This window comes from Pseudomonas sp. GM17 (genome assembly GCF_000282175.2).
Classification (GTDB): Bacteria; Pseudomonadota; Gammaproteobacteria; order Pseudomonadales; family Pseudomonadaceae; genus Aquipseudomonas; species Aquipseudomonas chlororaphis.
In genome coordinates this window covers 5843779-5856911 of sequence record NZ_CP124732.1, presented here as the reverse complement: position 1 = coordinate 5856911, position 13133 = coordinate 5843779, and the positions used below count along the sequence as shown (strand labels likewise).

Below are 13133 nucleotides of genomic sequence, written 5' to 3'. Positions count from 1 at the left end.
TGGACGACTGATAGTTAGCTAGCTAATAATTTGCGGGCGTCATCTCTCGCTCCCGTGCATCTATCGTTGTTTTGTCCTTCCCAGGGTTCTTTCCGTGCGTATCACTTTGCAGGCGTTGTTCGCCCCCAATCTTGCGGCCGTGCAGTTCGCGATCAAGACCGTGCTCGGCGCCGGGCTGGCGTTGTGGTTGGCCATGCGCTGGGGCCTGCAGCAGCCGTCCTGGGCCCTGATGACGGCGATCATCGTCGCCCAGCCGCTGTCCGGGATGGTCCTGCAAAAGGGCATGGCACGGCTGGTGGGGACTTTGGTGGGAACCTGCATGTCGGTGCTGTTCATGGGGCTGTTCGCCCAGACACCGTGGCTGTTCCTGCTGGCCCTGGCGCTGTGGCTGGGGCTGTGCACCGCCAGTTCGACCCTGCTGCGCAGCGCCTGGTCCTATTCCTTCGTGCTGGCCGGCTACACCGTGGCGATCATCGCCTTGCCGGCGATCTCCCATCCGTTGTCGATCTTCGACCAGGCCGTGGCGCGCTGCACGGAAATTTCCCTGGGCATTATCTGCGCCACCGCCAGCAGCGCCTTGCTCTGGCCGATGCGGGTCGAGAGGCAGTTGACCGCCCAGGCGCGCAGCGCCTGGCAAAGCGGGATGCAGGCGGCGCGGGCGACCCTGGCCGGCGATGCCCTGGCGCGCAAGGGCCTGCTGGAAATCCTCGGGCGCATCGTCGCCGTGGACTCCCAGCGCGAACATGCCTGGTTCGAAGGTCCGTCGGGGCGGCAGCGGGCGCGGGCGATCAGCGGCCTGAGCCAAAAGCTGCTGATGCTGCTGCGGATCTCCCGTTCGGTACGCCGGCAATGGAAGCAATTGGACCAGGCCGAGGCGCAGCAACTGGCGCCGTGGATGGAGCAAGTGCAGCACGCCCTGGCGGCCATGGACAAACCGACCTTGCAGGCGTTGCGACCGCAGTTGCTGGACGCTTCCCATGACTCGGCGATCAGCTCGGCGCAAAGCTATTGCCTGGCCCGTTTCACCCTGTTGCTGGATACCGCCCTGGCCACCGGCGAGGCGCTGCGGGCGGTGGAGGAGGGCAAGGCGCCGGTGGAGCAGCCCGCCACCCTGAGCCCCCATCGCGATCTGTCGCTGGCGCTGCTGTTTGGCGCGCGCAGCGCCCTGGCTTTCCTCACCGTGGCCTGCTTCTGGCTGGCCACGGCCTGGCCGGCGGCCTCCGGGGCGATGCTGCTGACCTGCGTGGTGTGCGGCTTGTTCGCCAGTCGCGAAAACGGCGCGCAGATCGGCATGAGTTTCATGCGCGGCATCTTCCTGGCGATTCCGGCGGCCTTCATGGTCGGGCAGATCCTGCTGCCGCAGTGGAGCAGTTTCGCCCTGCTGGCGATGGCCATGGGCGTGCCGTTGTTTTTCGGCGCGCTGGGCATGGCCAACCCACAGATCGGCGCCACGGCGACCTCGTTCTGCCTGCACTTCGTGGTGCTGATTTCACCGCAGAACCCGATGACGTTCGACGTGGCGAATTTCTTCAACAGCGCCCAGGCGATGGTGCTCGGCGTAGGCGCCGCGGTGTTGGCGTTTCACCTGCTGATCCTGCGCGACCCGGCCTGGCATGGGCGGCGCCTGCTGGCGGCGACCCTGCAGGATCTGGTGCGCTTGACCCGGCGCAATCTGCGCGGCGCGGAAAGCTGGTTCGGCGGGCGCATGGCCGATCGCCTGCTGCAACTGGCGCGGCATTACCCGGAATTGCCGGAACAGGCGCGCAGCCGCTGGGACGATGGCCTGCTGGGCCTGGATATCGGCGATGAACTGATGCATTTGCGGTTGAGCCTGGCGGTAGCCCAGGTGCCCGCGGATGCTTCGCAGCGAAGTTATTTCGAGCATCTGGAACAGGTGCTGGAACAAGGGCCGGCCGCCGGTCGCGACGATGCGCTGGCTGACGCCAGCACGGCCTTGCTCGAGGCCCTGGGCAGCCAACCGCCGAGCGATGCGTTGAAGCTGGCCCAGGGCGCGGTGGTGCAGTTGCAGAAGAGCTGGCGCACCTGGTGCCGGCAGCAGGAGGAAAACCATGGGGCTGCGTGAGTGGTCGCTGGGCGGAGTGTTGCTCAGCCCGTTTCTGATTTATGTGGTGCTGGCGCTGGTGCTGACCGGGGTGTTGCGCATGCTGTTGCGCGCAACGCCTCTGGGGCGCTGGATCTGGCACGAAGCACTGTTCGATGTGGCCTTGTACGTCTGTGTCCTGACGTTGGTCACTGTCGTACTCGGACCTTTATAAGGAGTTGTTCATGCGTGCCTCCGTGCGTATCGCTTTTACTTTGTGCCTGGTGGCTGCGGCGCTGTTTGCCGGCTTTCATCTGTGGCAGTACTACATGCTCACGCCCTGGACCCGGGATGCGCGGATTCGCGCCGACGTGGTGATAGTCGCCCCCGATGTGTCGGGCTGGGTGCGTGAACTCAAGGCCTATGACAACCAGGCGGTGAAGGCCGGCGACCTGTTGCTGAGCATCGACCGCGACCGCTTCGAGGCGGCGCTGGAAAAGGCCCAGGCGGTGGTGCAGACCCGCCAGCAGCAACTCAGCCTGAAAGAGCACGAAGCCAGCCGCCGGGCCAGCTTAGGCCCGCAGGCGATCAGCGCCGAGCTGCGGGAAAACGCGCAGATCAATGCCGGGGTGGCCCGTGGCGAGCTGCGCCAGGCCCAGGCCGATGCCAAGGTCGCCGAACTCAACCTGGCACGCAGCCAGGTCCGCGCGCCGCGCAGCGGGCACATCACCAACCTGCGCCTGGCCGAAGGCAACTATGTGAACGCCGGGCAATCGGTGATGGCCCTGATCGACGATTCGACGTTCTACGTGCAGGCCTATTTCGAGGAAACCAAACTGCCGCGGATCAAGGTCGGCGACCCGGTCAAGGTGTGGCTGATGAGCGCTGGAGAAGCCTTGCAGGGGCATGTGGAAAGCATCAGCCGCGGCATCACCGACCGCAACGCCACGCCGGACGGGCAACTGCTGGCGGAGGTGGAGCCGACCTTCAACTGGGTGCGCCTGGCGCAGCGGATTCCGGTGCGCATCAGGCTCGACAAGGTGCCCGAAGGCGTCAACCTGAGCGCCGGGATGACGGCGAGTGTGCAGGTGGATGAGGGGGGGCGCTAATCCCGCCTGTAGCCGCTGCCGAGCCTGCGAGGCTGTGCCAGCGGCTACAGGGCGGTTCAGCCGATATTGATGGCCGGCAAGGTCGGCAGGGTGACGGTCTGCTGTTTGCGTGGGGCGAGGATTTCGGCTTCGCCGTCCACCACCAGCTCATCGCGCTGGTTGAACACGCGGGTGGCGATACGCACGCGGAACTTCGGCAGTTTTTCGAGGATTTCCAGGCGCACGGTCAGGGTGTCGCCGATCTTCACCGGCTTCTGGAAGCTCATCTGCTGGCCGATATAGATGGTGCCCGGCCCAGGCAGCTCGCAGGCCACCGCGGCGCTGATCAGTGCACCGCTGAACATGCCGTGGGCGATACGCTCCTTGAACATGCTGGCGGCGGCGAATTCGGCGTCCAGGTGCACCGGGTTGTGGTCGCCGGACATGGCGGCGAACAGCTGGATGTCACGCTCTTCCACATGCTTGCTGTAGCTGGCGGTCTGGCCGACTTCGAGGGCTTCGTACGGGGTGTTGGTAACCTGGGTCATCTCTCTCAAGTCCTGTGCTGAGCGTTGATTGGCATATCGATTTGAAACAGGGTCATTCAGTCTTCGGCGGTCGGCGATGCCGCAGGGCCTGGTCGAGCCAGGCCAGTACATCGGCAGTCACTTCGTCGCGGTTGCTTTCATTGAACAATTCGTGCCGCGCCTGCGGGTAGATCGTGAGCTGCAGGCACTGGCTGCCGGCCTCGCGCAGAGCACCGGCCAGATCCTTGAGACGTATGCCATTGCTCACCGGATCACATTCTCCGCCGATCACCAGCAATGGCAGGCCCGGATCGATCTGGGCCAGGTTGGAGGCCTTGCTGATTTGCTGCAGGCCACCCAGCAGGTCGACCCACAGCTGGTTGCTGCAGCGGAAGCCGCAGAGCGGGTCGTGGGCGTATTTGTCGACTTCGTCGGGGTCGCGGCTGAGCCAGTCGAAGGCGGTGCGGTTGGGTTTGAAGGCTTTGTTGAACGAGCCGAAAGACAGCCATTCGATCAACGCGCTGCGTCCCAGGGGGCCCTGGCGCCAGCGTTCGAAGCGGGCGATCTGGCGGGCCGCGCGGTACAGCGCCACCGGCTGGAAATTCGAGCCGCTGAGGATCGCCCCGTCGAGGCTGGCGCTGTGGTGCAGCAGGTAAGCCTGGGCGATGTAGCTGCCCATGCTGTGGCCCAGCAGCACGATCGGGATTCCCGGGTGCTGCTGGCCGATGTGCTGGTTGAGGCTGGCCAGGTCGCCGACCACCTTGCACCAGCCGTCATCGTCGGCCAAGTGCCCGAGTACCCCGTGCTCGGCGGTCTTGCCGTGGCCGCGCAGGTCCAGCGCATAGACCCCGTAGCCTTCATTGCACAGCGCCTCTGCCAGCCTGGCGTAGCGCCCGCTGTGTTCGGCCATGCCGTGGACCAGCAGGATCACGGCCTTGAGCGGGGCCGCCGGGAGCCACTGGTTGACGTAGAGCTGGCTGTGGTCGCTCGCGGTCAGCCAGAAAGAGTGGTGGATCATGGCGATTCCTTTGCACGGGGTCTTTGCACGGGGTCGTTGCATTGTATAGCTCATCGTCGCGGCCCCGTCCGATCCGCGCGCGCCATGGCGGCAAGATTCACGTTATCAATGACGCGCTCGGCCTTGTTTGCCCTATTCCTCATAGCTGCTAACGTCCGCAGAGCCCCGCCTTTCGTAGCGTCAGAGAAGCGGCCCGGACAACTCAGGTAACGAGGACAAGAACAATGCAGCCTGATTTCTGGAATGACAAACGCCCGGCCGGAGTGCCCATCGATATCGATCTGGGTGCCTACAAGTCGGTGATCGAGGTGTTCGAGCGTTCCTGCAAGAAATTCGCCGACCGCCCGGCCTTCAGCAACATGGGCGTGACCATGACCTACGCCGAGCTGGAGCGCTACAGCGCGGCCTTTGCCGGTTATCTGCAGAGCAGCACCGACCTGGTGCCGGGCGATCGTATTGCGGTGCAGATGCCCAATGTCCTGCATTACCCGATCGCCGTGTTCGGCGCCTTGCGCGCCGGGCTGATCGTGGTCAACACCAACCCGCTGTACACCACCCGGGAAATGCGCCACCAGTTCAAGGATTCCGGAGCGCGGGCCCTGGTGTACATGAACCTGTTCGGGCAGAAGGTCGAGGAGGTGCTGCCCGATACCGATATCCAGTTCCTGATCGAGGCGAAGATGGGCGACCTGATGCCGTCCGCCAAGGGCTGGCTGGTCAATACCCTGGTCGACAAGGTCAAGAAGATGGTGCCGGCCTATCGCTTGCCCCAGGCCGTTTCCTTCAAGAGCGCGCTGCGCCTGGGCCGTGGCCAGCCGATCAAGCCTTTGAACGCCCGCCTGGACGACGTCGCCGTGCTGCAATACACCGGCGGCACCACGGGGCTGGCCAAGGGCGCGATGCTGACCCACGGCAACCTGGTGGCCAACATGCAGCAGGCCCGTGCCTGCCTCGGGCAACTGGGGCCGGACGGCCATCCGTTGCTGCGTGAAGGCCAGGAGGTGATGATCGCGCCGCTGCCGCTGTACCACATCTATGCCTTCACCGCGAACTGCATGTGCATGATGGTCACCGGCAACCACAACGTGCTGATCACCAACCCGCGGGACATCGGCGGTTTCATCAAGGAGCTGAAGCAGTGGCGCTTCTCGGCGCTGCTGGGGCTGAACACGCTGTTCACCGCGCTGATGGATCATCCCGAGTTCAAGAACCTCGACTTCTCCAATCTCAAGCTCACCAACTCCGGGGGCACGGCGCTGGTCAAGGCCACCGCCGAGCGCTGGACGCAGGTGACCGGTTGCCGCATCACCGAAGGCTACGGCCTGACCGAAACCTCGCCCGTGGCCTGCACCAACCCTTACGGCGACCAGTCGCGCCTGGGCTCGGTGGGCTTGCCGGTGCCGGGCACGACCCTCAAGGTCATCGACGATGAGGGCGTCGAGCAGCCGCTGGGCGAGCGCGGCGAACTGTGCATCAAGGGGCCGCAGATCATGAAAGGCTACTGGCAGAAGCCGGAGGCCACCGAGGAGGTGCTGGATGCCGAGGGCTGGTTCAAGTCCGGCGATATCGCGGTGATCGATCCGGATGGCTTCGTGCGCATCGTCGATCGCAAGAAGGACATGATCATCGTCTCGGGTTTCAACGTGTACCCCAATGAAATCGAGGACGTGGTGATGGCCCACCCGAAAGTCGCCAACTGCGCGGTGATCGGCGTGCCGGACGAGCGTTCGGGGGAGGCGGTGAAGCTGTTCGTGGTGGCCCGCGAGTCAGGGGTCAGCCTCGAAGAGCTGAAGGCCTACTGCAAGGAAAACTTCACTGGCTACAAGGTGCCGAAACACATCGTGTTGCGTGAGTCGTTGCCGATGACGCCGGTAGGCAAGATCCTGCGCCGGGAGTTGCGCGACATCGCCTGATGTTTCACCGCATGTAACAGTCCCGCGCTATAGCGCGGCTATCGCGAGCAAGCTCGCTCCTACAGGGATCCGTACACTTCCTGTAGGAGCGAGCTTGCTCGCGATGCTTTTGAAGGGTCGAAAAGCCCATTCCAGAGCCTTGCATGGCTAGATAGAATTTTTACTCTAAAAATGACTATTGAATATTCTTGAGTCACTAAAGTGACTGTTTAGGCCGATTTTGGCTCTAGGCGGCCTTTGGCAAAGCTGCTACTCTCGGCGCGCTTTGTGACTTCTCGGCCTATGTAGACAGCCAGACTCACCAACAATAGACATCAATAAAAAACACACACAAATAATAATCGCATCAAATGCGCTGACGAATTCGCGTTGCTGAGGAGTGGGCTTCCATGATCCAAGACTTTTGGAAGGATAAGTACCCAGCTGGGATTGCTGCCGATATCAATCCAGACGAGTATCCGAATATTCAGGCGGTGTTGAAGCAGTCCTGCCAACGTTTTGCCAACAAACCGGCCTTTAGCAACCTCGGCAAGACACTCACCTACGGTGAGCTGTACGAACTGTCCGGTGCTTTTGCCGCGTACCTGCAACAGCATACCGATTTGCAACCCGGCGATCGAATCGCCGTGCAACTGCCCAACGTCCTGCAGTACCCGGTCGCGGTATTCGGCGCCATCCGCGCCGGCCTGATCGTGGTCAACACCAACCCGCTGTACACCGCGCGGGAAATGGAACACCAGTTCAACGACTCCGGCGCCAAGGCCCTGGTCTGCCTGGCCAACATGGCGCACCTGGCCGAAGCCGTGGTGCCCAAGACCGGCGTCAAGCATGTGATCGTCACCGAAGTGGCGGACCTGCTGCCACCGCTCAAGCGCCTGCTGATCAACAGCGTCATCAAGTACGTGAAGAAGATGGTGCCGGCCTATCACCTGCCCAAGGCCGTCAAGTTCAACGACGTGCTGAGCCAGGGCCACGGCCAGCCGGTCAAGGACGCCAACCCGGCCAGCAGCGATGTCGCCGTGCTGCAATACACCGGCGGCACCACCGGCGTGGCCAAGGGCGCGATGCTGACCCACCGCAACCTGGTGTCGAACATGCTGCAGTGCAAGGCGCTGATGGGCTCCAACCTCAATGAGGGTTGCGAGATCCTGATCACCCCGCTGCCGCTGTACCACATCTATGCCTTCACCTTTCATTGCATGGCGATGATGCTGATCGGCAACCACAACATCCTGATCAGCAACCCGCGCGACCTGCCGGCGATGGTCAAGGAACTGTCGAAGTGGAAGTTCAGCGGTTTTGTCGGCCTCAACACCCTGTTCGTCGCTCTGTGCAACAACGAAGCCTTCCGCAAGCTGGATTTCTCGGCGCTGAAAGTCACCCTGTCCGGCGGCATGGCGCTGCAACTGGCGGCGGCCGAGCGTTGGAAAGACGTGACCGGTTGCCCGATCTGCGAAGGTTACGGCATGACCGAAACCAGCCCGGTGGCCACCGTCAACCCGATCCAGAACATCCAGATCGGCACCATCGGCATCCCGGTGCCGTCGACCCTGTGCCGGATCATTGATGACGCTGGCACCGAGCTGCCCCTGGGCGAAATCGGCGAGCTGTGCGTCAAGGGCCCGCAGGTCATGAAGGGCTACTGGCAGCGCCAGGAGGCCACCGACGAGGTGATGAGCGACGGCTGGCTGAAGACCGGCGATATCGCGCTGATCCAGCCTGATGGCTACATCCGCATTGTCGATCGCAAGAAAGACATGATCCTGGTGTCCGGTTTCAACGTTTATCCGAACGAGCTGGAAGACGTGCTGGCGGGCCTGCCGGGCGTGTTGCAGTGCGCGGCGATCGGCGTGCCGGACGAGAAGTCGGGCGAGTCGATCAAGATCTTCATCGTCGCCAAGCCGGGCGTGACCCTGACCAAGGAGCAGGTGATGGAGCACATGCGCGCCAACGTCACCGGCTACAAGGTGCCCAAGGCCGTCGAGTTCCGCGATGCGCTGCCGACCACCAACGTCGGCAAGATCCTGCGTCGCGAATTGCGCGACGAAGAGCTGAAGAAGCTGGGCGTGAAGAAGTAACACACCAGGCAAACAAAAAGCCCCGCATCCGCGGGGCTTTTTATTGGGCGCTATCGCCTCAATTCCCTGTAGGAGCGAGCTTGCTCGCGATTGCGTTCTTCCAGTCGCCATCTCAATGGCTGACAGACCGTAATCGCGAGCAAGCTCGCTCCTACAAGGGCCTGTTTACTGCTGGAACTGCGCGAAGTTCACACCGGTGCCGGCGGGGCGTACGTCCTTGAGGAACGAGTCCTTGTCGGCGCTCAGTTCCAGGCTCAGGGCCGCCTTGCGCTTGCCGGCGTTGCGTACCACCAGGCCTTCGAGCTTCTCCCGCAGGAACAGGGTCGGCACTTTTAGGTGCAGCAACTGGTCGGTGCTTGGGGTGTACAGCAGCAGGTGGACCCATTCGTACTGCCCGATGGCCAGGCGGCCGACCGGCAGATCGAACCACCAGATATTGCGGCTGCGGCTCAGTTCCGCGAAGTGGCAGTTGTTGACGCCCAGCACCGCACCGCCCAGTTCCTGGTTCCGGCGGGCGATGGCCAGCTTTTTATCGAGTTTCATAACATTCCTACGGGATTGGATCTTCAGCGCAGTGCCTGAATACGTTGCGCATTCTCGTGGGTTGGTCGCCAAACATAAAGCGCAACCTGCGTGCGGCGGGCAAATAAGGCGATGAAATGCCCCGCCGAAAATAATTGAAACTCCGCGCAAGGGCCTTGGGTCAACCTCAGGGCATGACCCCCAACCCTCGATTGTTCTACGGATCTATGGATCTACGGAGAAACACCATGGGCAGCACAGCGGACAAGGCAAAAGGCCTGGCCAACGAGGCCATTGGTCATATCAAGCAAGGTGTCGGCAAAGCGACTGATAACGATCGGTTGGAAACCGAAGGCAAGATTCAGGAAAGAAAGGCGAAGCGCAGCAAGCCCTCGGCAAGGCCAAGGATGCGTTGAAAAAGACCATCGACAAGGCCTGATTCACTGGCTCGCACTGCGACACGACGGCCATCCGCGGATGGCCGTTTTTACATCGGCCATGGCATCAAAACAGGACGAAACGGTTCAAAATCGCCAAACTAGGCTAGTTTGTTGTACAAAACGGCCCCTGAGTCGCCACCGACCCTGAATTCTTGCGGCGAAAGGAGACGCTATGTTCTTGCCGAATTTGAAAGGCCTGCCCCTGCATCGTGTGCTGGTGCGCACGGTCACTGAGTTCATCGACGATGAAATGTCGACCTACGCCTCGGCACTGGCCTATCAGATGCTGTTTTCGTTGTTCCCCTTCATCCTGTTCCTGATCGCCTTGATCGGTTTCCTGCACCTGCCGGACTTCTTCTCCTGGTTGCGCCTGCAATCGGAACTGGTGTTGCCGCCCCAGGCGCTGGAGCAGGTCAACCCGGTGATCGACCAGTTGCAGCAATCCAAGGGCGGCCTGCTGTCGGTGGGTATCGTGATTGCCCTGTATACCGCCTCGGCCGGCGTGCGGCTGATGATGAGCGCGATGAACGCCGCTTATGACGTGGTGGAAAAGCGCCCGTTGTGGAAACGTTTTCCGCTGTCGATTTTCTACACCATCGGCATCGCCGGCATGCTCCTGGCGGCCGCGGCCTTGATGGTGCTCGGGCCGCAGGTGATGGGCTGGATCGCCGCGCAGGTCGGCCTGGAAGACTTCATCGTCACGGTCTGGACCATCCTGCGCTGGCCGGTGATCGTGATCCTGATGATGGTCGCCGTGGCGCTGATCTACTACGTGATGCCCGACGTGAAGCAGGAGTTCCGCTTCATCACCCCGGGCTCGGTGCTGGCGGTGGTGGTGTGGATCATCGCCTCGTTGGGCTTCGCCTTCTACGTGAAGACCTTTGCCAACTACAACGCCATGTATGGCAGTATCGGAGCGATCATCGTCCTGCTGCTGTACTTCTATATTTCCTCGGCAGTGCTGTTGCTGGGGGCCGAGATGAATGCGGCGATCGAGCACATGTCGTCCGACGGCAAGAACCCTGGAGAAAGGGTGCCCGGCGAGCACGACGAACCCAAACAACACGTATCGGGACTGGGCCGGGACCACTCGCTCAAGCCGACCACTGACGAAGTCTGATCATGATCCGTGAAATCCTCAAAATGGGCGACGAGCGCCTGCTGCGCATCGCGCCACCGGTGCCGCCCGAGATGTTCGACAGCCCCGAGCTGTGGCAACTGATCGACGACATGTTCCAGACCATGGAAAGCGTCGGCGGGGTCGGCCTGGCCGCGCCGCAGATCGGCGTCGACCTGCAACTGGTGATCTTCGGTTTCGAGCACAGCGAGCGTTACCCGCAAGCCGAGGCCGTGCCGCAGACCATCCTGATCAATCCGCTGATCACGCCCTTGAGCCCGGTGCTGGAAGAAGGCTGGGAAGGCTGCCTGTCGGTGCCGGGGCTGCGCGGCGCGGTCGAGCGCTATCAGCACATTCGCTACGAAGGTGTCGACCCCAGGGGCGAGCCGATCGTGCGGGTAGCCTCGGGTTTCCATGCGCGGGTGGTGCAGCATGAATGCGATCACCTGATCGGCCGCCTGTACCCGTCGCGGATCCGCGACTTCAGCAAGTTCGGTTTTACCGAAGTGATGTTCCCCGACCTCGATCCCCACGCCGACGATTGAAACAGACAGCCAGAAGTGTCGGTTTCATGGACCTGCCGGAGGCCGGTTTGTCGCCGAGGCGGGCACGCGCTCCAGGGCCCGCGATCACACCCTGTCGCGGGTCGAGCTGACCAAAGGATCGATGCCCATGGCGATCAGGCTCTTGCTCCTGCGATAACGCTCCAGGCGATCCGCCAGGGCCTGGGGCAGGGCGGGGGCGGTGGCAAAGCCCATGCGTTCGTACAGGGCTTGCAGGTCCGGATGACAAAACAGCCACAGCGGCCCCGGCAGCTGCGCGCGTGCCCGTTCGACCAGCATCGCGGCAATGCCCTGGCCGCGATGGGCCGGGTCGACGAACAGCCCGGTCAGCCAGTGGCCCTGGGCGATGGGCGTGAGGTTCAGCCCGGCAATGATCGCTCCGCGTTTCGCCACCCATGATTGCCCTTCCCCGGCCGCGCGCATTGGCGAATTGTGGGCGCGATAGAACTTGTTCAGCAGCGGTCGCAGGGTGTCGGCAAGCAGCAGGTATTGGGTGTCGGGCATGGGTTTTCGCAGGGTGGGCCGGGGCGGTGATTATAAAAGTACGAAGTGCGCGGGATAGGTGTATACCAGATGAACGATCCCCTGCGAGTGGAGTGTGCATCATGTCCAAAGGTATGAATGCCAAAAAGACGGCGAAGAAAAAACCCAGCCGGACCGCCGATGAAAAGCGCGCGGACAAGAAAGCCAAGAAGATCGAGCACAATATTTTCGGTCATTGATCCCCTGCGAAGCCCGCCCCGCGGGCTTCCTTGTTTTTGCTTCTAAGTAAATAACCCATCGATCTGCAAGTTTTCCCCTTCTCGTTGCACAGAACAGCAAGACGCCGAAGGTTCGCCCCTCGGCCAGCCCCTGTCCTGAGTAGCGCCATGGCCCATTACTTTGATCCGCTGCACCGCGAACAAATCGACACCCTGCGCCAGAGCTTCAGCGCCCGCACCGAATGGCCCACCTGGCTGTTGCTGATCGGCACCAGCGCCAGCTGGTTCGCCGTGCTGCTGGCCAGCCCGCTGCTGGGGCTGTGGCCCAGTACCTTGTTGCTGATTCCGATCCTGGTGCTGTGGCTGTCGGTGCAGCACGAGCTGCTGCACGGTCATCCCACGCGCTGGCTGTGGCTGAACAAGCTGCTGGGTTATGCGCCGTTTGCCGTCTGGTACCCCTATACCCTCTACCGCGACAGCCACCTGCAGCATCACCGTGACGAAGACCTGACCCTGCCCGGTCGCGACCCGGAGAGCCGTTACCTGGGCCAGCGGCAATGGCACAGCCGTTCGCTGTTCGAGCAGGGCCTGCACTGGCTGAACAAGACCCTGCTGGGGCGGCTGCTGCTCGGCGCGCCCCTGGCCTTGCTGGCGCTGGCGCGGGAGGAAGGGGCGCGCCTGCGCCAGGGGCAACGCCAGGCCTGGCTGATGTGGCTGACCCATGGTGCGCTGACCCTGCTGATGCTGGCCTTCATTGCCCGCTACAGTGTGTTGCCGGTCTGGCATTACCTGCTGCTGGTGAGCGTGCCGGCGCTGTCGGTGGCGATGGTCCGTTCCTACTACGAACACCGTCCCCATGCCCGGGTGGAGCAGCGCACGGTGCTCAACGAAGCGGCGTGGCCCTGGAGCTGGCTGTTCCTGCACCTCAACCTGCACCTGGTGCACCATGATTTGCCCGGGCTGCCGTGGTATTGCCTGCCACGGGCCTATCGGCAGCGCCGCGAACAATGGCAGGCGCGCAGCGGCGGTTTTGTGGTGCAAGGTTATGGCGAGCTGTTGCGGCGCCATGCCCTCAAGCCGATCGATAGCCCGGAACATCCCTTCGCCCTGTAGTCGTGCCCGAAG

At 62.7% G+C, this 13133-nt stretch carries 12 protein-coding genes and 1 pseudogene; 9 read left to right on the top strand and 4 right to left on the bottom strand.

From position 1 onward, the window contains the following. Window positions 1-94 precede the first annotated feature (94 nt). Genes PMI20_RS26105 through PMI20_RS26095 form a run of 3 tightly spaced genes read left to right on the top strand, consistent with a single transcriptional unit; the run spans window position 95 to window position 3150 of the window. Complete coding sequence (locus tag PMI20_RS26105; RefSeq protein ID WP_007925078.1) at window positions 95-2083, top strand: FUSC family protein; 1989 nt, start codon at window positions 95-97, stop codon at window positions 2081-2083. After that, a complete protein-coding gene (locus PMI20_RS26100) occupies window positions 2070-2276 on the top strand; it encodes a DUF1656 domain-containing protein (RefSeq protein ID WP_007925079.1) in 207 nt (68 codons plus the stop codon). Before PMI20_RS26105 ends, PMI20_RS26100 begins: the two co-directional genes overlap by 14 nt. A gap of 10 nt (window positions 2277-2286) precedes the next feature. Next, a complete protein-coding gene (locus PMI20_RS26095) occupies window positions 2287-3150 on the top strand; it encodes an efflux RND transporter periplasmic adaptor subunit (protein ID WP_007925081.1) in 864 nt (287 codons plus the stop codon). A gap of 56 nt (window positions 3151-3206) precedes the next feature. Here PMI20_RS26095 and PMI20_RS26090 read toward each other — a convergent pair whose 3' ends face one another. Further along, the gene (locus tag PMI20_RS26090; protein WP_007925083.1) at window positions 3207-3677 is read right to left on the bottom strand and encodes a MaoC family dehydratase; all 471 of its coding nucleotides are present in this window, start codon (window positions 3675-3677) and stop codon (window positions 3207-3209) included. 52 nt (window positions 3678-3729) lie between these two features. Beyond that, a complete protein-coding gene (locus tag PMI20_RS26085; RefSeq protein ID WP_007925085.1) occupies window positions 3730-4674 on the bottom strand; it encodes an alpha/beta hydrolase in 945 nt (314 codons plus the stop codon). Window positions 4675-4898: 224 nt separating this feature from the next. On the opposite strand from PMI20_RS26085, the gene fadD2 reads away from it, so the two are divergent. Together fadD2 and fadD1 are read left to right on the top strand one after the other, a co-directional pair. Next, entirely contained in the window at window positions 4899-6587 is a 1689-nt protein-coding gene (gene fadD2 / locus PMI20_RS26080) for a long-chain-fatty-acid--CoA ligase FadD2 (protein WP_007925086.1), read from the top strand. Window positions 6588-6976: 389 nt separating this feature from the next. Then, window positions 6977-8665 (top strand): long-chain-fatty-acid--CoA ligase FadD1, encoded by a 1689-nt coding sequence (gene fadD1 / locus PMI20_RS26075; RefSeq protein ID WP_007925088.1) that lies wholly within the window; start codon window positions 6977-6979, stop codon window positions 8663-8665. Between the two features lie 165 nt (window positions 8666-8830). Here the strand turns inward: fadD1 and PMI20_RS26070 are convergent, their stop codons facing one another. Next, complete coding sequence (locus PMI20_RS26070) at window positions 8831-9208, bottom strand: hypothetical protein (RefSeq protein WP_007925090.1); 378 nt, start codon at window positions 9206-9208, stop codon at window positions 8831-8833. 227 nt (window positions 9209-9435) lie between these two features. Here PMI20_RS26070 and PMI20_RS26065 point away from each other — a divergent pair. The 3 genes and pseudogenes from PMI20_RS26065 (at window position 9436) to def (ending at window position 11289) form a co-directional block, all read left to right on the top strand. Further along, a pseudogene (locus PMI20_RS26065) lies at window positions 9436-9626 on the top strand (CsbD family protein). 173 nt (window positions 9627-9799) lie between these two features. After that, window positions 9800-10747 (top strand): YihY/virulence factor BrkB family protein, encoded by a 948-nt coding sequence (locus tag PMI20_RS26060; RefSeq protein WP_007925094.1) that lies wholly within the window; start codon window positions 9800-9802, stop codon window positions 10745-10747. A 2-nt stretch (window positions 10748-10749) separates the two neighbouring features. After that, entirely contained in the window at window positions 10750-11289 is a 540-nt protein-coding gene (gene def / locus PMI20_RS26055) for a peptide deformylase (RefSeq protein WP_007925095.1), read from the top strand. Between the two features lie 84 nt (window positions 11290-11373). On the opposite strand, the gene PMI20_RS26050 is transcribed toward def, so the two are convergent. Continuing rightward, the gene (locus PMI20_RS26050) at window positions 11374-11811 is read right to left on the bottom strand and encodes a GNAT family N-acetyltransferase (RefSeq protein ID WP_007925097.1); all 438 of its coding nucleotides are present in this window, start codon (window positions 11809-11811) and stop codon (window positions 11374-11376) included. Window positions 11812-12176: 365 nt separating this feature from the next. On the opposite strand from PMI20_RS26050, the gene PMI20_RS26045 reads away from it, so the two are divergent. Then, on the top strand, window positions 12177-13121 hold the full coding sequence (locus tag PMI20_RS26045) for a fatty acid desaturase (RefSeq protein WP_007925099.1): 945 nt from the start codon (window positions 12177-12179) through the stop codon (window positions 13119-13121). Window positions 13122-13133: the final 12 nt, after the last annotated feature.

Excerpts from the sequence above, each read along its gene's own strand:
- PMI20_RS26100 (WP_007925079.1), top strand. The coding sequence starts at position 2,070 with ATGGGGCTGCGTGAGTGGTCGCTGGGCGGAGTGTTGCTCAGCCCGTTT.
- PMI20_RS26095 (WP_007925081.1), top strand. The coding sequence starts at position 2,287 with ATGCGTGCCTCCGTGCGTATCGCTTTTACTTTGTGCCTGGTGGCTGCG.
- PMI20_RS26090 (WP_007925083.1), bottom strand. The coding sequence starts at position 3,677 with ATGACCCAGGTTACCAACACCCCGTACGAAGCCCTCGAAGTCGGCCAG.
- PMI20_RS26085 (WP_007925085.1), bottom strand. The coding sequence starts at position 4,674 with ATGATCCACCACTCTTTCTGGCTGACCGCGAGCGACCACAGCCAGCTC.
- fadD2 (WP_007925086.1), top strand. The coding sequence starts at position 4,899 with ATGCAGCCTGATTTCTGGAATGACAAACGCCCGGCCGGAGTGCCCATC.
- fadD1 (WP_007925088.1), top strand. The coding sequence starts at position 6,977 with ATGATCCAAGACTTTTGGAAGGATAAGTACCCAGCTGGGATTGCTGCC.
- PMI20_RS26070 (WP_007925090.1), bottom strand. The coding sequence starts at position 9,208 with ATGAAACTCGATAAAAAGCTGGCCATCGCCCGCCGGAACCAGGAACTG.
- PMI20_RS26060 (WP_007925094.1), top strand. The coding sequence starts at position 9,800 with ATGTTCTTGCCGAATTTGAAAGGCCTGCCCCTGCATCGTGTGCTGGTG.
- def (WP_007925095.1), top strand. The coding sequence starts at position 10,750 with ATGATCCGTGAAATCCTCAAAATGGGCGACGAGCGCCTGCTGCGCATC.
- PMI20_RS26050 (WP_007925097.1), bottom strand. The coding sequence starts at position 11,811 with ATGCCCGACACCCAATACCTGCTGCTTGCCGACACCCTGCGACCGCTG.
- PMI20_RS26045 (WP_007925099.1), top strand. The coding sequence starts at position 12,177 with ATGGCCCATTACTTTGATCCGCTGCACCGCGAACAAATCGACACCCTG.